Consider the following 26,140-nt stretch of genomic DNA (forward strand, 5'->3'; position numbering starts at 1 on the left):
ATCGCTGCCGTCAGCGTCGTCTTGCCGTGGTCAACATGGCCAACCGTGCCGATGTTCACATGCGGCTTGTTACGCTCAAACTTTTCCTTTGCCATCCTCGGGCGCCCTTTTGCGATTTGGGGGACGTTGCGTCCCGGTTACCTACTGCGCGCGCGGGATATTGGGTTCACAAGGGAAAATCAAGCACATCCTGCCGGGTGGCCGGCGACTCGGCCGGGTTCGACGCATCCTGACCGGCCCCGAGGACCGTGCGCGGCTTGAACCAGCCCTTCTCGGCATGTTCCTCGGCCAACCAGAGCTCGATCCGCTCGGCCACGTTCTCGGCCAGTCCGGACAGTTGCTCTTCGCGCTCGCGCGCAAGACCGGAACCGACAACGAAGCTCTCCTGCGTGGTATCCTCGAACACCTGCAGCTGGTGCGACCGGGCCAGGAACTTCTCGCGCTGCACGTCATAGACATGGACCAGGACGATCGCGGTGCTCTTGGGGCTGTAGAGGACCGGAACGCCCGGCGGCGCCAGCATGTATCCTTCGAGGCTGACGCCGATATCGTAATGCTGCGGCCCGTCATAACGGCCGAGCCGATCCTCAAGCGCGGATTCGAGCGCCGCGACCCATTCTTGGGGCGTGGCCGGGCGCGAAATCGGCCCCTTCACCGCCTTGTCGGCGAAGACGTAATTGACCCGCAGGTCGAACGCGCCCAGGTCCTTGGGCGCGGCGTTCTGTTCGGGCGTCGTGCAGGCCGCCACCAGGGCAAGCCCCAGCGACAGGACGGTCAGGCGGAATGTCGGCACGTCGGAAGAAACCTCTTGTCTGCTGCGTTCACGTCTGGACCTGTAACCTAGCCCTGACGGGCCCGTCAGTCGAACTTGTAGCTACGCGGAAAGCCATAGGGCGGACGCTTGCCGACGCTGGCCCGTTTCGACAGCCAGGGGCTCAGATCGGGTTCGTGCCGGGTCTTGTCCCCGCCCATACCCCATTTGAGGCCGGACGCCCAGTCGAAGGTGGTGAGGTCGGACAGCCCCCCGTCAAGCTCCAGCGCGCCCTGCTTGCCGCGCGCCATGTTGTATTTCTGCAGCCGTACGCCCTTGCCGCGGCCCATCTCGGGCAGTTCGGACAGCGGGAACACCAGGAACTTGCCGTTCTGCGAGACCACCGCCACATGGTCGCCGCTGACCGGGCGGCAGATCACCGCGCGTTCGCCGCCCCGCACGTTCAACACCTGCTTGCCGTTGCGGGTCTGGGCCACGACCTCGGCCTCGGGCACCACGAATCCGTTGCCGGCATCCGAGGCCACGACGAGCTTGCGGTCGGGCTGGTGGATCAGGATGTCGACGATCTCGGCCTCGTTGGGCAGATCGACCATGAGCCGCAGCGGCTCGCCCATGCCGCGCCCGCCGGGCAGGTTGGCGGCGCTCACCGTGTAGAACCGGCCGTTCGAGGCGAAAACCAGAAGCCGGTCGGTGGTCTCGGCGTGGAAGACGAAGCGCGGCCCGTCGCCGTCCTTGAACTTCAACTCGCGGTTCAGGTCGATATGGCCGGTCATGGCGCGGATCCAGCCCATCTGCGAACAGACCACGGTGATCGGCTCGCGGTCGATCATCGCCTCGAGCGGCACCTCTTCGACCTCTCCCGCCTCGGCAAAGCGGGTGCGGCGGGCGCCGCCCTCGTAGTCCTTGCCAAAGGTCTTCTTGGTCTCCTTCAGCTGTTCGGCGATGCGGGCCCATTGCAGGTCGGGATCGGCCAGCAGATCCTCGATCTGAGCGCGTTCCTCCATCAGGGCATCGCGCTCGCGGACCAGTTCCATCTCTTCCAGCCGCCGCAGGGAGCGCAGGCGCATGTTCAGGATGGCGTCGACCTGAAGCTCGCTCAACTCGCCCTCGCCCGGCGGCGGCGAGACATAGTCCGCCTCGCTCGTCGCGCGCACGTGGTCGCGCGCCCATTCCTCGCGCATCAGCGCCGCCTTGGGGTCGTCGTCATAGCGGATGATGTCGATCACCCGGTCGAGGTTCAGAAAGGCGACGATGAATCCCTCGAGCACTTCCAGCCGGCGGTCGATCTTGCCCAGCCGGTGCCGCGAGCGGCGCAATAGCACCTCTTGCCGGTGGTCGAGGAAGGCGCGCAGCACCTCCTTCATCGAGCAGACCTTGGGCGTCAGCCCGTCGATCAGCACGTTCATGTTCAGCGAGAACCGCAGCTCCAGATCCGAGTTGCGGTAGAGCATGTTCATCAGGACCTCGGGCTCCACGTTCTTGGAGCGCGGCTCCAGCACGACGCGGATGTCGTCGGCGCTCTCGTCGCGGACATCGGCGAGGATCGGCACCTTCTTGGTCTGGATCAGCTCGGCCAGCTTCTCGATCAGCTTGGACTTCTGCACCTGATAGGGGATCTCGGTGACCACGATCTGCCACTGGCCGCGGCCCAGATCCTCCTTCTCCCACATGCAGCGCAGGCGGAACGACCCGCGGCCGGTGCGATAGGCCTGCGCGATGTTCTCGCGCGGCTCGACGATCACCCCGCCGGTGGGAAAGTCGGGGCCGGGCACGTAGTTCAACAGCGTGTCGTCGCGCGCGTCGGGCGTCTTGATCAGATGCAGGCAGGCGTCGCACAGCTCGGAGATGTTGTGCGGCGGGATGTTGGTCGCCATGCCCACCGCGATGCCGCTGGACCCGTTGGCCAGCAGGTTCGGGAACTGCGCCGGCAGCACCACCGGCTCGGTCAGGGTGCCGTCGTAATTCTCGCGGAAATCGACCGCGTCCTCGTTCAACCCCTCGAGCAGCGCCTCGGCCACGAGGGTCATCCGCGCCTCGGTGTAGCGGCTGGCCGCCGGGTTGTCGCCGTCGATATTGCCGAAATTGCCCTGCCCGTCGACCAGCGGGTAGCGGACGTTGAAATCCTGCGCCAGACGCGCCATCGCGTCATAGATCGCGGCGTCGCCATGCGGGTGATAGTTGCCCATCACGTCGCCCGAGATCTTGGCGGATTTGCGGAATCCGCCGGTCGCGCTCAGCTTCAGTTCGCGCATCGCGAACAATATGCGCCGATGCACCGGCTTTAGCCCGTCGCGCGCATCGGGCAGCGCGCGGTGCATGATGGTGCTCAGCGCATAGGTCAGATACCGCTCGCCGATCGCCCGGCGCAGCGGTTCGGCCACTTCGGAACCCGGATCAGGTGCCTTCATATTGGGGTCGTCGATGATATCCGTCATAGATGATGTGATACGCCGCGTGTGATGCGTCGTAAAGCGTTCTGCGCAGATTTTGCCGCGTAAACCGTTCGACCCGAGCATGACGAGGAGGAATCGGGTTTTCTTTCCCCGGCTTTCGACTCGCGGGTCGCGCTATGCTATCCTTGATGAGCGGATAGCTGCCGATTCCGCATTGTTTTTGATTTTGTCCTGGGGGGCGCCATTATGCGCTTTGTTTTTCTGTCTTTTGCTTTCATGGGCTGGGCGTTTTACGAGCTCAGCGGCGGCGCCGATTTCCAGCCGCGTGGTGTGCGCGATACCGCACCCGTTCAAATCGCCGAAGCCACCGATCCGCAACCCGCGCCGCCTGTTGTTGAACCTGTCCGCAACGTCGAGCCGGTGCTGAAACCTCGCGCACCCAAACAAGCGCCGGAGAGGATCGCGCGCCAGGTGCCCCCGCCCGACCGCGAGGAGATCGTGGCGCGGCTGGCGCAGGCCGGCACCGGCGCCGACCTGTTCGCGACCGACACGACGCAAGGACTGACCCTGGTCTCGTTGGAGCAGGGCGCCGCGAGCCTGCGCCAGTTCGATGATGTCGAGACCACCGCCGATGCGGCCGAGCCATTTGTCGCGCCGGCCCCGGATATCCGCGAGGTCGCCGGCACGCGCGTCAACATGCGCAACGGGCCCGGCACCAATTTTCCCGTCATTTCGCGCGTGAGCCTCGGTGACGAGGTGCTGGTGCTCAGCGATCCCGGCAACGGCTGGCTGCGGCTGCGTGTGCTGCCCGAGCAACAGGTCGGATGGATCTCGGCCTCGCTGATCCGCAAAAAGGCCGACTGACCCGGCTTCCACATTGCGTGGCGTCCCGCCCGCCGCCATAGGTTGTGGCAAAACGGCGGGACGGTCATGAAAAAATCCCTTCTCATCACCGGGTGTTCATCGGGGATCGGGCTGGACGCGGCGCACGGCATGCGGGCGCGCGGCTGGCGGGTCTTCGCATCGTGCCGGCAGCAGCGCGACTGCGACCGGCTGCGCGCGCAAGGCTTCGACAGCCCGCGCATCGACTACACCGACCCCGACAGCATCACCAGCGGGCTGCACGAGGTGCTGGAGGCCACAGGCGGCACGCTGGATGCACTGTTCAACAACGGAGCGCACCAGCTGAACGCCCGGGTCGAGGACCTGCCCACAGACGGGCTGCGCGCGATCTTCGAGGCGAATTTCTTTGGCTGGCACGAGTTGACCCGGCAGGTCGTGCCGGTGATGCGGGCGCAGGGGCATGGGCGGATCGTGCAATGCTCGTCCACGCTGGGTCTGGTCTACATGCGCTGGCGCGGCGCCTATTCTGCCACCAAACACGCGCTGGAGGCGTTGAGCGACACGCTGCGGCTGGAATTGCGCGACACCGGCATCAAGGTGGTGCTGATCGAACCCGGCCCCATCACCACCAAGCTGCGCGAAAAGGGCATCGCCCCGTTCGAGCGATTCATCGACTGGCAGGCCTCGCCCTGCCGCGACCAGTATGAGAGCCACCTGTTACCGCGCATGTATCACCCCACGGGCAAAGACACGTTCGAGCTGCCGCCCTCGGCCGTGACCGCCAAGCTGGCGCGGGCGCTGGAGGCGCGCAATCCCAGCCCGCGCTACTATGTGACGCTGGCCACCCATGCCGCCGGGTTCCTGCGCCGCATCCTGACCACCCGCGCCACCGACCGCATCGTGAACCGCATCTGAGGCAATTTACCGGGTTCGCTTTTTGCGCCCGGCCCGCTAGATGGACGGGCACCAAGGCAGAAAGGCGGGAACGATATGAGCAACGTGGTTTACGCAGTGATTCTGCTGGCGATGGCAGCGGTCGTGATCGTGTTGATGATCGGCGTCGGCGGCTTCGCCAAGGGCGGGCGGTTCAACGCCAAGTACGGAAACAAGATGATGCAGCTGCGCCTTCTGTTCCAGTTCATCGCCGTGGCGCTGATCGTGCTGTTCGTCTTTCTGCGCGGAATCGGAGGGCAGTGACATGGTGGTTCTCAACAAGATCTACACCCGCACCGGCGACAAGGGGCAGACGGCGCTGGGCAATGGCGACCGGGTTGCGAAATACGCGCCGCGGGTCGAGGCCTATGGCACCGTGGACGAGCTGAACGCCTGTCTGGGTGTCGCCCGGCTGTCGGCCGAGGCCGAGACCGACGCGGCGCTGGCGATGATCCAGAACGACCTGTTCGACCTGGGCGCGGATCTCTGCCGCCCGGAAATGGACAAGGACGCCGAGGCCGAATACCCGCCGCTGCGCGTCGCACAGGCGCAGGTCGACCGGCTGGAATCCGAGATCGACCTGATGAACGAGACCCTGGATCCGCTGCGCAGTTTCATCCTGCCCGGCGGCACCGCGCTGGCGGCGCAGCTGCATGTCTGTCGAACAGTGGCACGTCGGGCCGAGCGGCTGGCCGTGGAACTGGCCGCGGCCGAGCCGGTGAACCCGGCCGCCGTCACATATCTCAACCGCCTGAGCGACTGGTTCTTCGTCGCGGCCCGCACGGCCAATAACGGCGGCAAGGACGACGTTTTGTGGAAGCCCGGCGCCAACCGATAGGTGCGTTCGCGGTTCAAGCCGGCTGCCACAGCTCGATCGGATTGCCCTCGGGATCGTTGAGCCAGGCGAAGCTGCCATTTGGATAGGGGGAGTCCGGGTCCCGCCGAACCTCGATGCCGGCGGCCTCCAGCTGCGCGATCATCGCCTCCAGGTTCCGCACCCGGAAATTCAGCATGAACTGCTTTTCGGCATTGCCGAAATAGTCGGTCACCTTGTCGAAGGGGGCAAACACCGTCTCGCCCTCGGCCTGCCGCCAGCAGGGCGTTTCGTAATCGCCCGGCACCTTGTCGATGCCCAGATGCCGGGCATACCAGTCGGCCAGCGCCGCAGGGTCTTCCGCACGAAAGAAGAAGCCTCCGAATCCCAGAACCTTTTCCATCGCGTTCCCCGGCGTGCCATTGCGGTCCCGGCCGCGGGCCCAGCCTATCACGGCGGTCCCGAATCCGGAAACGCGACGTCGGTGACCGGAAACGTGACGATTTTGCCCTGTTGCGCAATGCATTTGCGCGGTATCTACCCCCGGGAGTGCAGTGGAGGAGTCGCCCCAGCGGCTTGCCGATTGAGATAGGAGACAACGCAGCAATGAAGGTACTCGTGCCTGTCAAGCGCGTGATCGACTACAACGTGAAGGTTCGCGTCAAGGCGGACGGAAGCGGTGTCGATCTCGCCAACGTGAAGATGTCGATGAACCCGTTCGACGAGATCGCGGTCGAAGAGGCGATCCGCCTGAAGGAAGCCGGCAAGGCCGAAGAGGTCATCGCGGTGTCGATCGGTGTGAAGCAGGCGCAGGAGACGCTGCGCACCGCGCTGGCGATGGGCGCGGACCGGGCGATCCTGGTCGTGGCCGCCGATGACGTGCATACCGATATCGAGCCGCTGGCGGTCGCCAAGATCCTCAAGGCCGTGATCGACGAGGAGCAGCCCGGGCTGGTGCTCTGCGGCAAGCAGGCCATCGACAACGACATGAACGCCACCGGGCAGATGCTGTCGGCGCTGCTGGGCTGGTCCCAGGCGACCTTTGCCTCGAAGCTGGACATCGAGGGCGATCACGCCCTGGTCACGCGCGAGGTCGATGGCGGGCTGCAGACCATCAAGGTCAAGATGCCGACCATCGTCTCGGTCGACCTGCGCCTGAACGAGCCGCGCTATGCGTCGCTGCCCAACATCATGAAGGCCAAGAAGAAGCCGCTGGACGAGAAGACCGCCGCCGACTACGGCGTCGACGTCACGCCCCGCCTCGAGATCGTCAAGACCGAGGAGCCGCCGGCGCGCGCTGCCGGCATCATCGTCGGCTCGGTGGACGAGCTTGTTGCGAAACTCAAAGAAGCGGGGGCTGTGTGATGGCTGTTCTGCTGATTGCCGAAGTGACCAATGGCGAGCTGGCGATGGATGCCACCGCCAAGGCGCTGACCGCCGCCAAGGCACTGGGCGATGTGACCGTCCTGGCCGCAGGTGCACATGCCGCATCCGCCGGCGAGGCCGCCGCCAAGCTGGACGGCGTGGCCAAGGTGCTGGTGGCCGAGGATGCCTCGCTGGGCCACCGGTTGGCGGAAGCCACCGCCGCGCTGATTGCCGGCCTGGCGGATGACTACGAGCATATCGTGGCGCCCGCGACCACCGACGCCAAGAACGTGATGCCGCGTGTGGCCGCGCTTCTGGACGTGATGGTGATCTCGGACGTGTCGGGCGTGGTCGACGGATCGACCTTCGAACGTCCGATCTATGCCGGCAACGCGGTGCAGACGGTCAAATCCTCGGACGCCAAGAAGGTGGTCACCATCCGCACCTCGACCTTCGACGCCGCGGGCGAAGGCGGGGCGGCTTCGGTTGATACCGTTCCTGTCGGTGACAATCCGGGCCTCAGCGAATGGGTCGAGGACAAGGTGGCCGAAAGCGACCGTCCCGAACTGACCAGCGCGGGCGTGGTTGTCTCGGGCGGCCGCGGCGTCGGCTCGGAAGAGGATTTCCACCTGATCGAGAAGCTGGCCGACAAGCTGGGCGCCGCCGTGGGCGCCTCGCGGGCGGCAGTCGATTCGGGCTATGCGCCGAACGACTGGCAGGTGGGCCAGACCGGCAAGGTGGTGGCCCCGGACCTTTATATCGCCGTGGGCATCTCGGGCGCGATCCAGCACCTGGCCGGCATGAAGGACAGCAAGGTGATCGTCGCCATCAACAAGGACGAGGAGGCGCCGATCTTCCAGGTTGCCGATTACGGCCTCGTGGCGGACCTGTTCACTGCGGTTCCGGAACTGACCGAAAAGCTCGACTGAGCGCTCCGACACAACTCGCGCAAGGCCCGCCCCTCCGGCGGGCCTTCGTCATTCCAGGTCCCGCAACACGCCCAGCAGCTGCCCCGCGATACTCCGGTGTGTGGCCGGGCCGAGCATTTGGGCGGCCGCGGGCTCCTGCAACGCGCCGAAGATCATGTCGTCCAGCTCGTCGGAGTCGACCGCGCCCCTGACCGCCAGTTCCACCGTCGCGGCGGAACCGCCGGCCAGCGCGGCAACCATATCCCGGTCCACGAGCAGCGGCGCGGCGCCCAATGGTGCAACCGCGTCCGAGGGCGGCTCCTGACGCAGCCACAAGAGCACGGTCGGCCGGTCGACGGCCGAGAGCAGCCGGCGCATCCGGGCAACCCACGCCCTTTGCAACTCGGCCATGACCGCCGCGAACCGATCCGGTGAGTGCTGGAACAGGCGCAGCATGAGGTGTCTCGTGAAGTGGAATTCGGTGAAATCCACTTCGGGATAGAGGGCGACCAGGTTTTCGGACGCGGTGAGAAACCTGTCATTGCGCCTCGGATGCACCCGGTAGAACCGGTTCGACAGGTTCTGCGCGCAGGGCAGCTGCAATATGCAGCGCTCGGCCGCACGGGCCAGGCCCAGCAGGTCCGGATCGCCCAGCATCGCGTCCAGGCCGCATTGCACGCTGCCGAAATTGACGCAGGCCATGCCCAACCGCTGTTCCAGGAGCTGCGGATAGGGGTCTGCCACGAAGCGACCGAAGGTTTCCGCCCCGCCGAGGCAAGCCACATAGGGGTCGCGCAGGCGCCGTTTCGGCCCCCGGAACCGCAACCTTGACGCGCCATAGCGGCATGTCGGATCGACCGGCGCACCCGCGCCGTGAAGCTGAAAGCTCATGTTTCCCACCGTGATTTCGTTTCACCCGGGCGACAGTGTTCGGCGGCGCCGGTTTCGATTCGGCTAATGTTCGGGTTTGAGGCGAATTGCGCGCGTCGCGGCCCCTTGCCGTTGCCCGCCCGCTGCCGATATGGTCCCGGCGACGCACAAAAGGCAGTGGATTTCATGGATATCGAAAAGGTCGGAGTGATCGGCGCAGGCCAGATGGGCAACGGCATCGCCCATGTGATGGCGCTGGCCGGCTATGACGTGGTTCTCAGCGACGTCAAGCAGGAGGCGCTGGACGGCGCGATGGAAACGATCCGCGCCAACCTCTCCCGCCAGAGCTCGCGCGGGAAGATCACCGAGGACGAGATGAACGCGGCGCTCAAGCGGATCCGCACCACGCTGAAACTGCCCGAGATCGGCCTGACCGACCTGGTGATCGAGGCCGCGACCGAGCGCGAGACAATCAAGCACGCGATCTTCGAGGACCTGCTGCCGCATCTGCAGCCGCACACGATCCTGACCTCGAACACCTCGTCGATCTCGATCACCCGGCTGGCCAGCCGCACCGACCGTCCCGAGCGGTTCATGGGGTTCCATTTCATGAACCCGGTGCCGGTGATGCAGTTGGTCGAGCTGATCCGCGGCATCGCCACCGACGAGCCGACCTTTGCCGCCTGCAAGGCGGTGGTCGACAAGCTGGGCAAGACCGCGGCCAGCGCCGAGGATTTCCCCGCCTTCATCGTGAACCGCATCCTGATGCCGATGATCAACGAGGCGGTCTATACGCTTTACGAGGGGGTCGGGAACGTCCGCTCGATCGACCAGTCGATGAAGCTGGGCGCGAACCACCCGATGGGGCCGCTGGAGCTGGCGGATTTCATCGGTCTGGACACCTGCCTGGCGATCATGAACGTGCTGCATGACGGGCTGGCGGACACGAAATACCGGCCCTGCCCGCTGCTGACGAAATATGTCGAGGCCGGCTGGCTGGGCCGCAAGACCGATCGCGGATTCTACGATTATCGCGGCGAGGAGCCGGTGCCGACGCGCTGAACGTCCGGGGCGGCTGTGACCGCCGCCCCGCGCAGTTGATTCAGCTGTGGATGGGACCGTCGCCGCAGGCCAGTGCCGCCTCGCGGACGGCTTCGGAATAGGTCGGGTGGGCGTGGCAGGTCAGCGCCAGATCCTCGGCCGCGGCGCCGAATTCCATCGCCACGCAGATCTCGTGGATCAGGTCGCCCGCCGACGGCCCGATGATGTGGGCGCCCAGGATGCGGTCGGTCTCCTTGTCGGCGAGGATCTTGACGAATCCGTCAGCGGCGAAATTGGCCTTGGCGCGGCCATTGCCCATGAACATGAACTTGCCCACCTTGTAGGCGCGGCCCGCCTCCTTGAGCGTTTCCTCGGTCTCGCCCACATTGGCGACCTCGGGATGGGTGTAGATCACGCCGGGGATCACCCCGTAATTGACATGGCCGTGCTTGCCCGCGACCTGTTCGGCAGCGGCCATGCCCTCGTCCTCGGCCTTGTGCGCCAGCATCGGCCCGTCGATGCAGTCGCCGATGGCATAGATGCCGTTGACCGATGTCTGCCAGTCCTTGCCGACCTTGATCTGGCCGCCCTTGCTGGTCTCGATCCCCAGCGCGTCCAGGCCCAGCCCCTCGGTATAGGGCCGCCGCCCGGTGGCGACCAGCACCACGTCGGCGTCGATCTCGTGCTCGCTGTCATCCTTGCGCAGCTTGTAGCTGACCTTGGCCTTGGTCTTGAGCGCCTCGGTCTTCTGCACCGCCGCGCCCATGATGAATTTCAGCCCCTGCTTCTTGAGGATGCGCTGAAATGCCTTCTGCACCTCGCCATCCATGCCGGGCGTGATCGCGTCGAGATATTCGATCACCGTCACCTCGGCGCCCAGGCGGGAATAGACCGAGCCGAGCTCCAGCCCGATCACGCCGGCGCCGATCACCACCATCTTCTTGGGCACCTTGCCCAGCTCCAGCGCGCCGGTCGAGGTCACCACGACCTTCTCGTCCACTTCGACGCCGGGCAGCGAGGACGCCTCGGAGCCTGACGCGATGATGATGTTCTTGGCGGTATGGGTCTCGTCCCCGACCTTGACCTTGCCGGCCTCGGGGATGGAACCCCAGCCCTTGAGCCAGTCGATCTTGTTCTTCTTGAACAGGAACTCGATGCCCTTGGTGTTGCCCTCGATCACTTCCGTCTTGTAGGCCAGCATCTGTTTCCAGTCCACCGAGGGGCTTTTGCCCTTGAGGCCCATCTTGGCGAAATTGTGCTCGGCCTCGTGCAGCTGGTGGCTGGCGTGAAGCAGCGCCTTTGACGGGATGCAGCCGACGTTCAGGCAGGTGCCGCCCAGCGTCTCGCGGCCCTCGACACAGGCGGTCTTGAGGCCCAGCTGCGCGCAGCGGATGGCGCAGACATAGCCGCCGGGGCCGGAGCCGATGATGATGACGTCATATTCAGCCATGGGTGTTGTCCTTTGTGTTGGGCGGGGTTGGGGGCTCTGCCCCCGGCCCTGCGGGCCTCCCCCGAGGTATTTCAAGCGAGAGGAAGGTCATAGGAGCGCCGCCAGCAGCATCAGCGTGGTGGCCAGAAACCCCACGAACCAGATCAGCGAGCGCCAGGGCACCCAGCCGAAGGCATAGGCCGGGATGTAGAGCACGCGCGCGGCGAGGTAGGTGTAGGCGAAGGCGGCGGTGAGGGCGGTGGACTGGCCCGTGACCGAGATCACCACGCAGGCGATGGAGAACAGGATCAGGCCCTCGAAATGGTTGTTGAGCGCCCGGTAGAGCCGCCCGGTGCGCGGGCTGAGCTGCTCGATCAGCGGCTTGCCCAGCCGGCCGGGGTCGCGGGGGCCGAGGGTCTTGCCCTGGCCCAGTTCCAGGTTCGCCGGGACCGACATCAGGACATATTGCACGACCTGCAGCAGCGCGGCGAGAGTGAGAGCGGTGAGTTCGGGGGTCACTGCGTTTCGGGGTCCCTTCTTTCGGGTGGCGGACCCGCGCATGGCGGACCCGGGTCAAAATCATGCGGGTTCCAGCAATTTCACCGTCACATGGGCCACGCCGCCGCGTTCGTGGTGCATGGCCAGTTCCTCGGAGTCGAAGAAGGCCCGCGCCTTGTCGAGGTCGGTGATCTCGAACAGGACGACCGCATGATCGGTGCGATCGGGGTCGCGCCAGACATGCAGTTCGCGGATGCCCACCGCCTTGCGCGCGCGGGCATCCTCGCGGAACACCTTGAGCCAGGCGTCGAAATCGGCCACATCGGCCTGCCAGATTGCGTGTTCGGCCATGTCAGAGGTCCATCAGCAGGCGGCGCGGATCCTCCAGCGCCTCTTTCACGCGCACCAGGAAGGTAACCGCGCCCTTGCCGTCGACGATGCGGTGATCATAGCTGAGCGCCAGATACATCATCGGACGGGCCACGATCTCGCCATTCACGACCATCGGGCGCTGCTGGATCTTGTGCATGCCCAGGATGCCCGATTGCGGCGGGTTCAGGATGGGCGAGGACATCAGCGAGCCGTAGACGCCGCCGTTGGACAGGGTGAAGGTGCCGCCCTGCATCTCGGCCATGCTGAGCTTGCCGTCGCGCGCGCGGCGGCCCTTTTCGGCAATAGCCTTTTCGATCTCGGCAAAGGACATGCTGTCGGCATCGCGGATCACCGGCACGACAAGGCCGGTGGGCGTGCCGGCGGCGACCCCCATATGCACGAAGTTCTTGTAGACGATGTCGGTGCCGTCGATCTCGGCATTGACCTCGGGAACCTCTTTCAGGGCGTGGCAGCAGGCCTTGGTGAAGAAGGACATGAAGCCGAGCCGGACGCCGTGCTTCTTCTCGAACTCGTCCTTGTACTGGCTGCGCAGTTCCATGACCTCGCCCATGTCCACCTCGTTATAGGTGGTCAGCATGGCGGCGGTGTTCTGACTGTCCTTGAGGCGCTTGGCGATGGTCTGGCGCAGGCGGGTCATCTTGACCCGTTCCTCGCGCGAGGCGTCATCGGCGCTGACCGGGGCGCGCGGCGCGCTGGCCTGCGGCGCCGCGGCCTCGGCCGGTGCGCTGGCGGCAGCCTGAACGGCGCGGGCCACGTCCTCTTTCATCACCCGCCCGTCACGACCGGACCCGGACACCTGGTCGCGCGAGACGCCGGATTCCGCCATCGCCTTTTTCGCGCTGGGGGCATCCTCGACATCCTGGGCGCCGCCGCCGGGTCGTGGTTCCTGGTATTGCTTGCCGTGGGCGGTTTCCTCGTCCTTCGGTGTCGGTTCGATCGCCCCGTTGCTGCCAGAGATCACCGCCAGTTCCGCCGACGCGTCGACCGTGCTGCCTTCCTCGGCAATGATCTCGGACAGAACGCCGGCCACCGGCGCGGGCACCTCGACCGACACCTTGTCGGTCTCGAGTTCGCACAGCATCTCGTCCGCGGCGACGCTGTCTCCGACCTTCTTGAACCAGGTGGACACCGTGGCCTCGGACACCGACTCGCCCAGCGACGGCACGGTCACATAGGTCTTGTCGCCTTCGGTGGGCGGCTCCTTTCCGGCGGGTTTCTCTGACGGGCGCTCTTCGGGCTTGGCCGATCCGGCCTCGCCGGCTTCGGCGATATTGGCCAGGAGCGCGTCGACACCCACGGTCTCGCCTTCCTGCGCAACGATATCGGCCAGCTTGCCGGTGGCGGGCGACGGCACTTCGACCGTTACCTTGTCGGTTTCCAGCTCGCACAACATCTCGTCCGCGGCAACGGAGTCGCCCGGCTTCTTGAACCAGGTGGCGACAGTGGCCTCGGTCACGGATTCGCCAAGCGTGGGGACTCGAACTTCGATCGTCATCGCTTACTTTCCTTCAATGCTCAGCGCTTCGTCGACAAGCGCCTCTTGTTGGGCTTTGTGTTGGCTGGCCAGGCCCGTCGCGGGCGAGGCCGAGGTGGCGCGGCCGACATAGCGCGGCCTTGTGTGCTTGGCCTTGATGCGGGTCAGCACCCATTCGATATTGGGCTCGATGAAGCTCCAGGCGCCTTGGTTCTTGGGCTCTTCCTGGCACCAGATCATCTCGGCCCCCTTGAACCGCTCAAGCTCGTTGATCAGGGCATGGGCGGGAAACGGGTAGAACTGCTCGATCCGCATCAGATAGACATCGTCGATCCCGCGGGCGTCGCGCTCTTCCAGCAGGTCGAAATAGACCTTGCCGGAACACAGCACCACGCGCTTGATCTTCTTGTCGTCTACCAGCTTGGTATCCGAGTTGCCGTATTGCGCGTCGTCCCACAGCACACGGTGGAAGGACGAGCCGGTGGTGAACTCCTCGGCCCGGCTCACCGCCAGCTTGTGGCGCAAGAGCGATTTGGGCGTCATCATGATCAGCGGTTTGCGGAAGGTCCGGTGCAGCTGCCGGCGCAGGATGTGGAAGTAGTTGGCCGGCGTGGTGCAGTTGGCCACGATCCAGTTGTCCTGGCCGCACATCTGCAGGAAGCGTTCGAGCCGGGCCGAGCTGTGCTCGGGCCCCTGCCCCTCGAAGCCGTGCGGCAGCAGGCAGACCAGGCCAGACATGCGCAGCCACTTACTTTCGCCCGAACTGACGAACTGGTCGAACATGATCTGCGCGCCATTGGCGAAATCGCCGAACTGCGCCTCCCACAGGGTCAGGGCGTTGGGCTCGGCCAGCGAATAGCCGTATTCGAAGCCCAGCACCGCGTATTCCGAGAGCATCGAGTCGATGACCTCGTAATTCGCCTGCCCCTCGCGGATGTGGTTGAGCGGGTGATACCGTTCCTCGGTCTCCTGGTTCACAAGGGCCGAGTGGCGCTGCGAAAACGTGCCGCGGGTGGAATCCTGGCCCGACAGGCGGACCGGATAACCCTCGGTCAGCAAGGAGCCGAAGGCCAGCGCTTCGCTCGTGGCCCAGTCGAAGCCCTTGCCGCTGTCGAACATCGCCTTCTTTGCCTCGAGCAGGCGGCCCACGGTCTTGTGCAGGCCGAAGCCCTCGGGCACGCGGGTCAGCGCCGCGCCCACTTCGGCCAGTGTCTCGGGCTTGATCGCGGTTTCGCCACGGACATATTCGTCCTTGCTCTTGTCCATGTGCGACCAGCGCCCGTCCAGCCAGTCGGCCTTGTTGGGCTTGTAGTCCTTGCCGGCCTCGAACTCCTCGTTCAGATGCGCCTGGAAGGCAGCCTTCATGTCCTCGATCTCGCCCTCGGGGATCAGGCCGTCCTTGACCAGCCGCTCGGTATAGAGGCTGAGCGTGGTTTTGTGGGTCTTGATCTTCTTGTACATGATCGGGTTGGTGAACATGGGCTCGTCGCCCTCGTTATGCCCGAACCGGCGGTAGCAGATGATGTCGATCACCACGTCCTTGTGGAACTTCTGCCGGAACTCGGTGGCCACCTTGGCGGCATGAACCACCGCCTCGGGGTCGTCGCCGTTGACGTGGAAGATCGGCGCCTCGACCATCAGCGCGATGTCGGTGGGATAGGGGCTGGAGCGGCTGAAATGCGGCGCGGTGGTAAAGCCGATCTGGTTGTTCACCACGATATGCATGGTGCCACCCGTCCGGTGCCCGCGCAGACCCGACAGACCAAAGCCTTCAGCCACCACGCCCTGCCCCGCAAAGGCGGCATCGCCATGCAGGAGGATGCCCATGACCTGCGTGCGTTCGCGGTCCTTGAACTGATCCTGCTTGGCGCGCACCTTGCCCAGGACGACCGGGTTCACCGCCTCGAGATGCGAGGGGTTGGCGGTCAGGGACAGGTGCACGCTGTTGCCGTCGAATTCGCGGTCGCTGGAGGCACCGAGGTGGTATTTCACGTCGCCAGAGCCGTCCACGTCCTCGGGCTTGAAGCTGCCGCCCTGGAACTCGTTGAAGATGGCGCGATAGGGTTTGGCCATCACGTTGGCCAGGATGTTCAGCCGGCCGCGATGCGGCATGCCGATCACGATGTCCTTGAGCCCAAGCGCGCCGCCGCGCTTGATGATCTGTTCCATCGCCGGGATCAGGCTTTCGCCGCCGTCCAGCCCGAACCGCTTGGTGCCCATATACTTGACGTGCAGGAACTTCTCGAAGCCCTCGGCCTCGACCATCTTGTTCAGGATGGCCTTGCGCCCCTCGCGGGTGAACCTGACCTCCTTGCCGAACCCTTCGATCCGTTCCTTCAGCCAGCCGGCCTCTTCGGGGTTCGAGATGTGCATGTATTGCAGCGCGAAGGTGCCGCAATAGGTGCGCTGGACGATCTCGAGGATCTGGCGGATCGTGGCGACCTGCAGGCCCAGCACGTTGTCGATGAAGATCGGGCGGTCCATGTCGGCGTCGGTGAAGCCGTAGGTCTTGGGATCCAGCTCGGGATGCGGGGTGTTCTTGCGCATGCCCAGCGGGTCCAGATCGGCCACCAGGTGGCCGCGGATGCGATAGGCGCGGATCAGCATCAGCGCCCGGATGCTGTCGAGGACCGCGCGTTTGATCGCGTCGTCGCTGACCTCGACCCCGGCCTCCTTTGCCTTGCCCTTGATCTTGTCGCCCGCGGCCTTGGCCTCGGCAACGGGCCATTCGCCGGTCAGGGCGCCGGTGACCTCGTCATTCAGCGCCGGCGGCCAGTCACTGCGCGCCCAGGACGGCCCCTGCGCCTCTTTCTGCACATCCGTTCCGGCATCCCCCATCGCCTTGAAGAACTCGGCCCAGGCGGCATCGACCGCGTTGGGATCCTCGGCATATCTCGCGTAGAGCTGTTCGAGATACTCGGCATTGTGCCCCTGCATGAAGCTTGAGGCATGAAACAGCTCGTTGGGGCTTTGGTCGGTCATTGGGTTACCTCATGTGGGTTGGGACCGTATTCGTTGGTGCCGGGCTGGCTGGGGCGGGTCAGCCACCAGATCACCAGCAGCGGCGACAGGAACAGCACCACCAGCGTCGGGATCAGAACGATCAGCGTGGCGCGGGTGAACAGCAGGTCGAGCGAGCCGCCGTGCTGGAAATGGCTGGCCAGCCCGATACCAAAGACCAGGACCAGGCCCGCACCGATCATCAGCAGGATCGGGAACAGCGCATAGAGCCCACTGCGCCCGGTATCGTGCATCCGCCGCCAGGCCACGGCCAGATGCGGCAGGAACACGATCAGGCTGACGATTGACTGGATCGGCCGGGGAGAACTGGCTGCAACCGCCGTCATGTCAGACGTTTCCTGGACGGACACGGTGCCGAAAAGCGTCAGGTCGATCGTGCCGGCAATGGAATTCACCAGGAAGACGAACAGGAAGAAATACCAGTATTCCGGCCGGCTCGCGCGCCCCGAGAAGGTCACGTATTTCGCGAAACAGGTGCGGATTGCGGTTGAGAAGGTCATCGTCACTCCTGGAGCAGCGGCGGCGCCGGGCGGTCCCGGCGCCCGTCCGTTCAACCCTTTATCGCGGCCAGCACCGCCTCGCCCAGGCCGGCCGGGCTTTCGGCGACGACGATGCCCGCGGATTTCATCGCCTCGATCTTGTCATCCGCACCGCCCTTGCCGCCCGCGACGATGGCGCCCGCGTGGCCCATGCGGCGGCCCGGAGGCGCCGTGCGGCCCGCGATGAAGCCCGCGGTGGGTTTCCAGCGGCCCTTCTTCTTTTCGCTGGCCAGGAAGGCGGCGGCATCTTCCTCCGCCGACCCGCCGATCTCGCCGATCATGATGATGCTCTCGGTCTCGTCATCGGCCAGGAACCACTCCAGCACGTCGATATGCTCGGTCCCCTTGATCGGATCGCCGCCGATGCCGACGCAGGTGGACTGGCCCAGCCCCACATCGGTGGTCTGTTTCACCGCCTCGTAGGTCAGCGTGCCCGAGCGGCTGACCACGCCCACCTTGCCGCGCTTGTGGATATGGCCCGGCATGATGCCGATCTTGCAGGCATCCGGGGTGATGACACCGGGGCAGTTCGGCCCGATCAGCGTCGACTTCGACCCCTCCAACGCACGCTTCACCTTCATCATGTCCAGCACCGGGATGCCTTCGGTGATACAGACGATCACCTCCATCTCGGCGTCGATCGCCTCGAGGATCGAGTCGGCGGCAAAGGGCGGCGGCACGTAGATCACCGACGCGTTGGCCTGGGTCTCGTGCCGGGCCTCGTGCACCGAGTTGAACACCGGCAGGTCCAGGTGGGTCTGGCCGCCCTTGCCGGGCGTCACGCCGCCGACCATCTTGGTGCCATAGGCGATGGCCTGCTCGGAGTGGAAAGTGCCCTGAGAGCCGGTGAAGCCCTGACAGATGACCTTGGTGTTTTCGTCGATGAGGACTGCCATGTTGTCCCTTTCTTCAGGCAAGATGTGTTTGTGAAAGCTCCGGCGCCGGCAGCGCGCGCGGCTCGAAGCGGATTCGTTCGAGGCTGGCCCGACCGAGGGCCAGATCCAGTGTCGTTCTCAGGCCGCTGCCGATCTCGGCGCGGGCGCGTCGCAGCTTCTGGCGCAGCAGCGCCGGACCGGTCGGACGGTGGCGCGGCGGACCTTCGCCCACCTCGCCCGGGGCCTCGTTGCCCTGTTCGGCCATTGCGGGCTGCACCTGATAGATCGCGACCTTGCGCGCGGCGCGCGACGCCGAGGGATTGAACAGCAATCCGTCAAGGGTGATGTCGAACGGGCGTTGATCCAGGAACAGGCGGGCGGCATCGCGGCTGATCGCATAGGCCGCCCCGCCGGGATTGCGCGAGCGCATCCGGCGGATGTCGCGACCCAGATGGCTGCGCCCGCCGCGCCCCAGCGTCACCCGCAGCCGCGGGCTGCGCCAACGTTCGAACCGGACGAGACCGGCATCCTCCGGCCACCAGGACATATCCGCCAGCCAGTCGCCCAGTTCCGGCGACAGGAACACGTCATCCTCGAGGATCAGCGCCACTTCGGCCCCTGAGGCGAGGAACGCCAGCCACGCCTTGGCGTGGCTCAGCGTGCAGGCCATGTCCTTGGTCTGGAAATAGCCCCACGGCCCCTCGGGGCGGCAGTCGCGCAGCAGGTCGTCGCGGCTCAGCTGGGCGCAATCCACCGCGTCGATGCGCGTCGCCGACAGCCCGGCCCGGTGCAGCTCTCGCTCCATCAGGGCGGCGCGGCCGGTCGCCTGCCGCAATCCTATGAGGAATACCGGTGTGCTCACGCCCGCGCCCGTGCTCAGCCCTTCACCGCCTTCACGATCTTCTGCGCGCCGTCCTTGAGGTCGTCGGCGGCGATCACGTCGAGGCCGGAGCTGTTGATGATCTCCTTGCCCTTGTCGACATTGGTGCCCTCCAGGCGCACCACCAGCGGCACTTTCAGGCCGACCTCCTTGACCGCGGCCACCACACCCTCGGCGATCACGTCGCAGCGCATGATGCCGCCGAAGATGTTGACCAGGATGCCCTTCACCTGGTCGTCCGAGGTGATGATCTTGAACGCCTCGGTCACCTTCTCCTTGGTGGCGCCGCCGCCCACGTCGAGGAAGTTGGCCGGCTCGGCCCCGTAGAGTTTGATGATATCCATCGTCGCCATCGCCAGGCCGGCGCCGTTGACCATGCAGCCGATCTCGCCATCCAGCGCGATGTAGTTCAGGTCGTACTTGCTGGCCTGCAACTCCTTGGGGTCTTCCTCTGTCGTGTCGCGCAGCTCGGCGATATCCGGGTGGCGATAGACCGCGTTGCTGTCGAAACCCATCTTGGCGTCGAGGCATTTCAGGTCGCCGCCATCGGTCACGATCAGCGGGTTGATTTCCAGCATCTCCATGTCGTTCTCGACGAACATCTTGTAGAGTGTGCCCATCAGCGCGACGCATTGCTTCACCTGCTTGCCTTCCAGGCCCAGGTTAAAGGCGATGCGGCGGCCGTGATACGCCTGATAGCCGGTTGCGGGATCGACCGAGAAGGACAGGATCTTCTCGGGCGTCTTCTCGGCCACTTCCTCGATATCCATGCCGCCCTCGGTCGAAGCGACGAAGGACACGCGGCTTGTCACGCGATCCACCAGCAGCGCCAGGTACATCTCGGTCTCGATGCCCGAGCCATCCTCGATATAGATCCGGTTGACCTGCTTGCCCGCCGGTCCGGTCTGTTTGGTCACCAGGGTGCGGCCCAGCATCCGCTTGGCCTCGTCGGCGGCCTCTTCAACGGATTTGGTCAGCCGCACGCCGCCCTTGTCGCCGGAATCGGCTTCCTTGAACGTCCCCTTGCCGCGCCCGCCGGCATGGATCTGCGCCTTGACGACCCAAAGCGGCCCGTCCAGCGCGCCGGCAGCGGTCTTTGCCTCCTCCGCGCGCAACACGACGCGCCCGTCACTGACCGGTGCGCCGTAGCTGCGCAGAAGGGCCTTGGCCTGATATTCGTGGATGTTCATGGAAAACCTGTCTCCGTGTAACTGCGTTCCCGACGATATAGAGGGGTTTGGCTGCCATTCTTAAGGGGTTTGTTCAAGGAGGGCGGTTTTTCGGCCGGATTTCAGCGATTTGTGATCACACGAAAAATCGTGTGATCACAAAAGCCGATCTCGGGCATCATGATTCGCGAACCCGGGCTCGGGACACCGGGTGAAACCGGGGCGGAGCGACTTAAACGGCGGTCAGCCCAGCAAATTCGGAACCCGCGACCGGTTCCGTTCGTCACTTCCGGGATGTGCGGCCCTACCGGAAAGGCCGGCCTCGCGGTCCGTCCCGACAAAAAAGGCGCGGAACCGATGGTCCCGCGCCCTGCAACTTGCCGATCTGTCTGCCCGACGATCAACCGAGGGAGTTGTCGATGCCCTTGCAGGCCTCGACCAGACCCTTCACGGCGTTGACCGAGTTGTCGAACATCTCCTGCTCTTCCTTGGTCAGCTTGACGTCGACGATGCGTTCGATGCCACCCGCGCCGATCACGGTGGGCACACCAACATACATGCCCTTCACCCCCAGTTCACCGTCGCAATAGGCGGCGCAGGGCAGCACGCGCTTCTGGTCCTTCAGATACGCTTCGGCCATCTCGATCGCCGAGGTTGCCGGCGCGTAATAGGCCGATCCGGTCTTGAGAAGGCCGACGATCTCGGCACCGCCGTCGCGGGTGCGCTGCACGATGGCATCCAGCTTTTCCTGCGTGGTCCAGCCCATCTTGACCAGGTCGGGCAGCGGGATGCCGGCGACGGTTGAATAGCGCACGGACGGCACCATCGTGTCGCCATGCCCGCCCAGAACGAAACCGCTCACGTCGCGCATGCTGACCTCGAATTCCTCGGCCAGGAAGTGGCGGAACCGCGCCGAATCCAGGACGCCGGCCATGCCGCAGACCTTCTTGTGCGGCAGGCCCGAGAACTCGCGCAGGGCCCAGACCATCGCGTCGAGCGGGTTGGTGATGCAGATCACGAAGGCGTCGGGCGCGTTGTCGCGGATGCCTTCACCCACCGACTTCATGACCTTCAGGTTGATGCCCAGCAGATCGTCGCGGCTCATGCCAGGTTTGCGCGGAACGCCGGCGGTGACGATACAGACATCCGCCCCGGCGATATCGGAGTAGGACTGCGTGCCCTTGAGCTTGGCGTCGAACCCCTCGGCGGGGCCGGATTCGGCGATGTCGAGCGCCTTGCCCTCGGGGGTGCCTTCGGCGATGTCGAACAGGACGACGTCGCCAAGTTCCTTCAGGGCAACGAGGTGGGCGAGCGTGCCGCCGATCTGACCTGCGCCGATCAGCGCGATCTTGGGTCTGGCCATTGGATAGTCTCCGATCCGAATGAAAATCGCCGTTTTGCTAGTCGCTAAACGAACCGCTGGCAAGTGTTCTGCGCCGCGGCATGGCGGCGCGACCCCCTACCGGCAGCGCGCGGCTTGCGCTAAGGCACTTGCGGACAAGGACGTTTCACGGGGCACGCGATGCTGGAATTCGATCTCGCCTTCTTCGCGGTCGCAGTACCGGCGGTGATCTTCGCGGGGATCTCGAAGGCGGGTTTCGGATCCGGGGCGGCCTTTGCCAGCGCCTCGATTCTGGCGATCCTGCTGCCGCCCGGGCTGGCGCTGGGGATCATGCTGCCGTTGCTGATGCTGGTGGACGTGGCCAGCCTGCGGCCCTATTGGCGGCGCTGGGCGGGACCCGAAGCGCGCATCCTGATCCTGGGCGCGATGCCGGGCGTGGCGCTTGGCGCGCTGCTCTACCGCGTGGCGAATGACGACGTGATCCGCCTGCTGATCGGCGCGGTGGCCCTGGGCTTCGTGGCCTGGCAGCTGTCGGTTGCGCGCGGCTGGGTGCGGCTGGGCGCCAGCCCCCTGCCCCGGTCCAGCGGATATCTGGCGGGCCTGTTCGCGGGTTTCACCAGCTTCGTCAGCCATGCCGGCGGGCCGCCGGCGGCGGTCTACCTGCTGGGCCGGCGTCTGGACAAGTCCACCTATCAGGCCACGACGGTGATCGTCTTCTGGGCGATCAACATCGCCAAGTTCATACCCTACAGCTTTCTCGGGATCTTCACGGCGCGCACCTTTCTGGCCGACCTGATGCTGGCGCCGGCCGCGCTGTTGGGTGCGTGGCTGGGCGTCCGGGCACATCGCATGATCCCCGAACGCGCCTTCTTCGCGGTGACCTACACGCTGCTCACGGCCACCGGGACCAAGCTGATCTGGGACGCCCTGACCTGACCCGGAACCGGTCAGGCATCGTCGCCCGCCGGCGGCAGTGCCTCAGCCAGGGTCTCATATGCCTCGCCGGCGGCAACCAGGCAGGTGACGCCGCTGGGCAGGGTCACCGTGATCGTCCAGCTGCCGCTCCCGTCCGAGGCGAACACCTCCATCACCGAGCCCTCCTGCACCAGGCCGATGCCCCGTCGGGTCTCGCCGAACTCCTCGGCCAGCTTCTTCATCACCACCTCGCGCGGGGCGCAGTTGCGCGGCTGCGCCTGCAATTGCTGCGCGGCCAGCGCCATCACCCCCAGCCCCATCGTCATTCCGAACATCATCCGTGTCATCTCGGCCCCTTTCCCACTGTCTCCTCCGGCACGGCGCGGATTGCCCCGGGCCGACAGCAAGACACTGGTTCAGGTGGTGTTCGAACGCGGTAAACCCGCCGGCCCGCCCCCGCGCAACAGCCGCGATGCTGCGCCGCGGCACATTCCGCTTGAACTTTCCGGCCAAAGATGCCCCTCTCTGCGCAATAAAGTTTCGCAGGAGACCCCGATGAACCCGCGCCACCGCCCCTATCGCTCTGTCCTCTACATCCCCGGTTCGAACACGCGGGCGCTTGAAAAGGCCCGCACGCTGCCGGTGGATGCGATCATCTTCGATCTCGAGGACGCCGTGGCCGCTGACGGCAAGCGGGCCGCGCGCGAAACCTTGGCGGCGGCGCTGGCCGAGGACGGATACGGCCCGCGCATGCGGATCGTCCGGATCAACGGGCTTGATACGCCCTGGGGAAGGGACGACGCCGCCGCGGTGCGCGAGATGCGCCCCGACGCCGTGCTGCTGCCCAAGGTCGGCGCGCCCTCGGATGTGGACGCGCTGGCAGAGATCACCGGCGAGCTGCCGATCTGGGCGATGATGGAAACCCCGCGCGGGATGCTCAATGCGGCCGCCATTGCCGCGCACCCGGCGATGGCGGGTTTCGTGATGGGCACCAACGACCTGGCCAAGGATCTCGGCACGCGCTTTCGCGCGGATCGCGAGCCGCTTTTGACCGCGCTGGGCCTGTGCCTGCTGGCGGCCAGGGCCGAGGGGCTTGTGATCGTCGATGGCGTCTACAACGCGTTCAAGGATGACGCTGGCCTGGATGCCGAATGCCGGCAGGGGCGGGACATGGGCTTTGACGGCAAGACCCTGATCCATCCCGCCCAGGTCGCGATCGCCAATGCCGCCTTTGCGCCCTCGGCCGAAGAGGTCGACCTGGCCCGCCGCCAGATCGCCGCTTTCGAAGAGGTCGAGGCGCAGGGCAAGGGCGTCGCCGTGGTCGATGGCCGGATCGTCGAGAACCTTCACGTTGCCACCGCACGGGAAACTCTGGCAAAAGCGGAGGCAATCGAGGCTTTGCAAACGGAGTAGCCAACATGGGATATGTGGTGTTGATCTTGGGCCTGGCCCTGTGGTGGGGGGCGCATCTGTTCAAGCGGATGGCACCGGCACACCGCGCGGAGATGGGCGATCGCGGCAAGGGGCTGGTCGCCCTGGGAATCGCGGGCAGCATCCTCCTGATGGTGCTGGGCTACAGCTGGGCGGAGTCCTACGACACCGTGGCCTTTCCGCCGTTCCTGCGGCACGTGAACAACCTGCTGGTTCTCATCGCCATCTGGCTGATGAGCCCCGCCGGCCAGAAGGGGAAGCTGCTGCACAATGTGCGCCACCCGATGCTGCTGGGCTTCGCGCTCTGGGCCGCCGCACATCTGCTGGTCAATTACGATCCGGCCTCGCTGATCCTATTCGGCGGGCTGCTGATCTGGGCCCTGGCCGAGATCGTCGTCATCAACCGCGCCGAGCCCGACTGGACACCCGGTGAGCCCGGCACGCTGGCCAAGGACGGGATGTTCATGGTGGCGTCGGTGGTTCTGCTGGCGGTGATCGGCTGGATCCACGGGCTGGTGGGACCGTCACCGTTCCCGATGTAAGGACGACCAGGCATGACCACGCTCTATCGCCTCCTCACGGAGGAGGACACATCCGCCTTTTGCCACAAGGTCAGCAAAGCGCTGGCGCGCGGCTGGGTGTTGCATGGCAGCCCGGCCTACGCCTTCGACGCCGAGAGCGGCAAGATGCGCTGCGCGCAAGCGGTCACCAAGCAGGTCGAGGCCGACTATGCGCACGAGATGAAACTGGGAGAGCAATGATGACGACCCAAAGGCGGCACAAGACCAATCCGGGGCGTTTCTTCGAGGATTACCGGGTCGGCCAGACCATCGAACATGCAGTGCCGCGCACGGTCTCGGGGGGCGAGCGGGCACTCTATCACGCGCTCTACCCGGCCCGGCATGCGCTCTATTCCTCAGACACGTTTGCCGGCGCCTGCGGGTTGCCGGCCAGCCCGCTGGACGATCTGGCGGCCTTTCACGTGGTCTTCGGCAAGACGGTGCCCGACGTGTCGCTGAACGCGGTGGCCAATCTGGGTTATGCCGAGGGGCGCTGGCTGAAACCGGTCTGGCCGGGCGACACGCTGCGATCGGTGTCCGAAGTGATCGGGCTGAAACCCAATTCCAACGGCAAGACCGGCGTTGTCTGGGTCCGCACCACTGGACTGAACCAGAACGACGAGGCCGTGCTGGAGTATGTGCGCTGGGTCATGGTGCGCAAGGCCGATCCGGGCGCTCAGGTCCCGGAACCGGTCGTGCCCGACCTGGCCAAGGCGGTGCCCGCAGACCGGCTGGTGATTCCCGATGGCCTGGACTTCTCGACCTACGATTTCACCCTGGCCGGCGAGCCGCATCGCTGGGGCGATTACGAGATCGGCGAGACCATCGACCATGTCGACGGCGTGACCGTCGAAGAGGCCGAGCACATGCTCGCGACCCGGCTATGGCAGAACACCGCCAAGGTGCATTTCGACCTGACCTTCCGCCCCGAGGGACGGCTGATCTATGGCGGGCACGTGATCTCGATGGCCCGCGCGCTCAGCTTCAACGGGCTGGCGAACGCGCAGATGATCGTCGGACTGAACGGCGGCGCGCATGCCAATCCCTGCTTTGCCGGCGACACGATCAAGGCCTGGTCCGAGGTGCTGGACAAGGCCGAGACCCCGGCCCCGGGCGTCGGCGCGATCCGGCTGCGGCTGGTCGCCACCAAGGGCGGCGATCCGTTCCGCCTGAAGAACGACGAGGGGCGGTATCTGCCCGAGGTGCTGCTCGATCTCGACTACTGGGCCCTGATGCCGCTCTGACCCGGTTCCGGGATCGGGAATACAAGGTCATAGGCCCAGTTGAACACGAAGGCATAGACCACGAAGAACGCGGCAAAGCCCAGGTCCATGACCAGTGCCTGCACCAGCCCGATCCCGAGGTAGAGCGCAAAGACCGGCAGCAGCAGGATCAGCAGGCCAAGCTCGAACAGCACGGCGTGCAGGATGCGCAGGCCGGGCGTCTTGGCGACATGGCCGCGAAGGCGCAGCATCGCGTGATCGAACAGCAGGTTATAGACATAGTTCCACGCCATCGCCAGGGTCGCCCCGGCAACACCGACAACGCCGATATCCTGCATCGGCTTGTCGAACACCCACGCCCCCAGCGGGATCACGGTCATCAAACCGATCACTTCGAAGGACACGGCGTGGCGGATACGGTCTGCGGTGCGACGCATGTGGGGACTCCTCGG

At 65.5% G+C, this 26,140-nt stretch carries 29 protein-coding genes; 12 read left to right on the forward strand and 17 right to left on the reverse strand.

Going from position 1 to position 26,140, the window contains the following annotated elements:
• The 3 genes from BMX57_RS20480 to BMX57_RS16610 form a co-directional block, all read right to left on the reverse strand.
• Positions 1-95 (reverse strand): GTP-binding protein (locus BMX57_RS20480; protein WP_218142422.1); only part of this gene is annotated, 95 nt, incomplete at its 3' end.
• Positions 96-166: 71 nt separating this feature from the next.
• The gene (locus tag BMX57_RS16605; RefSeq protein WP_177175484.1) at positions 167-793 is read right to left on the reverse strand and encodes a hypothetical protein; all 627 of its coding nucleotides are present in this window, start codon (positions 791-793) and stop codon (positions 167-169) included.
• A 65-nt stretch (positions 794-858) separates the two neighbouring features.
• Positions 859-3,207 (reverse strand): DNA topoisomerase IV subunit A, encoded by a 2,349-nt coding sequence (locus tag BMX57_RS16610; RefSeq protein ID WP_092369781.1) that lies wholly within the window; start codon positions 3,205-3,207, stop codon positions 859-861.
• Between the two features lie 204 nt (positions 3,208-3,411).
• On the opposite strand from BMX57_RS16610, the gene BMX57_RS16615 reads away from it, so the two are divergent.
• The 4 genes from BMX57_RS16615 (at position 3,412) to BMX57_RS16630 (ending at position 5,779) form a co-directional block, all read left to right on the forward strand.
• On the forward strand, positions 3,412-4,029 hold the full coding sequence (locus tag BMX57_RS16615; protein WP_092369784.1) for an SH3 domain-containing protein: 618 nt from the start codon (positions 3,412-3,414) through the stop codon (positions 4,027-4,029).
• Between the two features lie 66 nt (positions 4,030-4,095).
• Entirely contained in the window at positions 4,096-4,923 is an 828-nt protein-coding gene (locus BMX57_RS16620; protein WP_092369787.1) for an SDR family NAD(P)-dependent oxidoreductase, read from the forward strand.
• A 75-nt stretch (positions 4,924-4,998) separates the two neighbouring features.
• Positions 4,999-5,205, forward strand: a complete 207-nt coding sequence (locus BMX57_RS16625) for a twin transmembrane helix small protein (RefSeq protein ID WP_092369790.1) — start codon at positions 4,999-5,001, stop codon at positions 5,203-5,205.
• A gap of 1 nt (position 5,206) precedes the next feature.
• Positions 5,207-5,779 carry a cob(I)yrinic acid a,c-diamide adenosyltransferase gene (locus BMX57_RS16630; RefSeq protein WP_092369793.1) on the forward strand — a complete coding sequence of 191 codons (573 nt, stop codon included), beginning with the start codon at positions 5,207-5,209 and terminating at the stop codon, positions 5,777-5,779.
• 13 nt (positions 5,780-5,792) lie between these two features.
• Here the strand turns inward: BMX57_RS16630 and BMX57_RS16635 are convergent, their stop codons facing one another.
• The gene (locus BMX57_RS16635; RefSeq protein ID WP_092369796.1) at positions 5,793-6,158 is read right to left on the reverse strand and encodes a VOC family protein; all 366 of its coding nucleotides are present in this window, start codon (positions 6,156-6,158) and stop codon (positions 5,793-5,795) included.
• A gap of 203 nt (positions 6,159-6,361) precedes the next feature.
• Between BMX57_RS16635 and BMX57_RS16640 the strand changes: the two genes are divergently transcribed.
• Entirely contained in the window at positions 6,362-7,120 is a 759-nt protein-coding gene (locus BMX57_RS16640; RefSeq protein ID WP_092369798.1) for an electron transfer flavoprotein subunit beta/FixA family protein, read from the forward strand.
• Positions 7,120-8,049 carry an electron transfer flavoprotein subunit alpha/FixB family protein gene (locus BMX57_RS16645; protein ID WP_092369800.1) on the forward strand — a complete coding sequence of 310 codons (930 nt, stop codon included), beginning with the start codon at positions 7,120-7,122 and terminating at the stop codon, positions 8,047-8,049. Before BMX57_RS16640 ends, BMX57_RS16645 begins: the two co-directional genes overlap by 1 nt.
• 48 nt (positions 8,050-8,097) lie before the next feature.
• Here the strand turns inward: BMX57_RS16645 and BMX57_RS16650 are convergent, their stop codons facing one another.
• Positions 8,098-8,919, reverse strand: coding sequence for a DUF6473 family protein (locus tag BMX57_RS16650; RefSeq protein ID WP_092369803.1), 822 nt, complete (start codon positions 8,917-8,919; stop codon positions 8,098-8,100).
• 165 nt (positions 8,920-9,084) lie between these two features.
• Here BMX57_RS16650 and BMX57_RS16655 point away from each other — a divergent pair, with 165 nt between their 5' ends.
• On the forward strand, positions 9,085-9,960 hold the full coding sequence (locus tag BMX57_RS16655; RefSeq protein ID WP_092369806.1) for a 3-hydroxybutyryl-CoA dehydrogenase: 876 nt from the start codon (positions 9,085-9,087) through the stop codon (positions 9,958-9,960).
• Between the two features lie 40 nt (positions 9,961-10,000).
• Here the strand turns inward: BMX57_RS16655 and lpdA are convergent, their stop codons facing one another.
• The 10 genes from lpdA to mdh form a co-directional block, all read right to left on the reverse strand.
• The gene (gene lpdA, locus BMX57_RS16660) at positions 10,001-11,389 is read right to left on the reverse strand and encodes a dihydrolipoyl dehydrogenase (RefSeq protein ID WP_092369809.1); all 1,389 of its coding nucleotides are present in this window, start codon (positions 11,387-11,389) and stop codon (positions 10,001-10,003) included.
• Between the two features lie 87 nt (positions 11,390-11,476).
• Positions 11,477-11,887, reverse strand: a complete 411-nt coding sequence (locus BMX57_RS16665; protein ID WP_092369812.1) for an MAPEG family protein — start codon at positions 11,885-11,887, stop codon at positions 11,477-11,479.
• Between the two features lie 60 nt (positions 11,888-11,947).
• Positions 11,948-12,217, reverse strand: a complete 270-nt coding sequence (locus BMX57_RS16670) for a hypothetical protein (protein ID WP_092369815.1) — start codon at positions 12,215-12,217, stop codon at positions 11,948-11,950.
• A 1-nt stretch (position 12,218) separates the two neighbouring features.
• On the reverse strand, positions 12,219-13,754 hold the full coding sequence (gene odhB, locus BMX57_RS16675; protein WP_092369818.1) for a 2-oxoglutarate dehydrogenase complex dihydrolipoyllysine-residue succinyltransferase: 1,536 nt from the start codon (positions 13,752-13,754) through the stop codon (positions 12,219-12,221).
• Between the two features lie 3 nt (positions 13,755-13,757).
• A complete protein-coding gene (locus tag BMX57_RS16680) occupies positions 13,758-16,715 on the reverse strand; it encodes a 2-oxoglutarate dehydrogenase E1 component (protein ID WP_092369821.1) in 2,958 nt (985 codons plus the stop codon).
• Positions 16,712-17,254 (reverse strand): DUF805 domain-containing protein, encoded by a 543-nt coding sequence (locus BMX57_RS16685; protein WP_092369824.1) that lies wholly within the window; start codon positions 17,252-17,254, stop codon positions 16,712-16,714. The genes BMX57_RS16680 and BMX57_RS16685 overlap by 4 nt, the downstream gene beginning before the upstream one ends.
• A gap of 50 nt (positions 17,255-17,304) precedes the next feature.
• A complete protein-coding gene (gene sucD / locus BMX57_RS16690) occupies positions 17,305-18,189 on the reverse strand; it encodes a succinate--CoA ligase subunit alpha (RefSeq protein ID WP_092369827.1) in 885 nt (294 codons plus the stop codon).
• A gap of 13 nt (positions 18,190-18,202) precedes the next feature.
• The gene (locus BMX57_RS16695; RefSeq protein ID WP_177175485.1) at positions 18,203-19,030 is read right to left on the reverse strand and encodes a glycosyltransferase family 25 protein; all 828 of its coding nucleotides are present in this window, start codon (positions 19,028-19,030) and stop codon (positions 18,203-18,205) included.
• A 14-nt stretch (positions 19,031-19,044) separates the two neighbouring features.
• Positions 19,045-20,238: an ADP-forming succinate--CoA ligase subunit beta gene (gene sucC / locus BMX57_RS16700; RefSeq protein WP_092369830.1), complete on the reverse strand. Its 1,194-nt coding sequence runs from the start codon at positions 20,236-20,238 to the stop codon at positions 19,045-19,047.
• Positions 20,239-20,617: 379 nt separating this feature from the next.
• Entirely contained in the window at positions 20,618-21,580 is a 963-nt protein-coding gene (gene mdh, locus BMX57_RS16705; RefSeq protein ID WP_092369833.1) for a malate dehydrogenase, read from the reverse strand.
• 159 nt (positions 21,581-21,739) lie between these two features.
• Here mdh and BMX57_RS16710 point away from each other — a divergent pair, with 159 nt between their 5' ends.
• Positions 21,740-22,495: a sulfite exporter TauE/SafE family protein gene (locus tag BMX57_RS16710; protein ID WP_092369836.1), complete on the forward strand. Its 756-nt coding sequence runs from the start codon at positions 21,740-21,742 to the stop codon at positions 22,493-22,495.
• Positions 22,496-22,506: 11 nt separating this feature from the next.
• Here BMX57_RS16710 and BMX57_RS16715 read toward each other — a convergent pair whose 3' ends face one another.
• On the reverse strand, positions 22,507-22,812 hold the full coding sequence (locus tag BMX57_RS16715) for a hypothetical protein (protein WP_373283114.1): 306 nt from the start codon (positions 22,810-22,812) through the stop codon (positions 22,507-22,509).
• A 217-nt stretch (positions 22,813-23,029) separates the two neighbouring features.
• Between BMX57_RS16715 and BMX57_RS16720 the strand changes: the two genes are divergently transcribed.
• From BMX57_RS16720 to BMX57_RS16735, 4 genes are read left to right on the forward strand one after another with little or no spacing between them, the layout of a single operon-like run.
• Positions 23,030-23,887 (forward strand): HpcH/HpaI aldolase/citrate lyase family protein, encoded by an 858-nt coding sequence (locus tag BMX57_RS16720; RefSeq protein WP_092369842.1) that lies wholly within the window; start codon positions 23,030-23,032, stop codon positions 23,885-23,887.
• A 5-nt stretch (positions 23,888-23,892) separates the two neighbouring features.
• The gene (locus BMX57_RS16725) at positions 23,893-24,447 is read left to right on the forward strand and encodes an NnrU family protein (RefSeq protein ID WP_092369845.1); all 555 of its coding nucleotides are present in this window, start codon (positions 23,893-23,895) and stop codon (positions 24,445-24,447) included.
• A gap of 12 nt (positions 24,448-24,459) precedes the next feature.
• Entirely contained in the window at positions 24,460-24,666 is a 207-nt protein-coding gene (locus tag BMX57_RS16730; RefSeq protein WP_092369848.1) for a DUF1737 domain-containing protein, read from the forward strand.
• Positions 24,666-25,709 carry a MaoC family dehydratase gene (locus tag BMX57_RS16735; protein ID WP_092370238.1) on the forward strand — a complete coding sequence of 348 codons (1,044 nt, stop codon included), beginning with the start codon at positions 24,666-24,668 and terminating at the stop codon, positions 25,707-25,709. The genes BMX57_RS16730 and BMX57_RS16735 overlap by 1 nt, the downstream gene beginning before the upstream one ends.
• Here BMX57_RS16735 and BMX57_RS16740 read toward each other — a convergent pair.
• Entirely contained in the window at positions 25,685-26,125 is a 441-nt protein-coding gene (locus BMX57_RS16740) for a PACE efflux transporter (RefSeq protein WP_092369851.1), read from the reverse strand. The two genes, BMX57_RS16735 and BMX57_RS16740, sit on opposite strands and share 25 nt — an antisense overlap.
• Between the last annotated feature and the right edge of the window lie 15 nt (positions 26,126-26,140).

The organism is Cribrihabitans marinus (assembly GCF_900109035.1).
Classification (GTDB): Bacteria; Pseudomonadota; Alphaproteobacteria; order Rhodobacterales; family Rhodobacteraceae; genus Cribrihabitans; species Cribrihabitans marinus.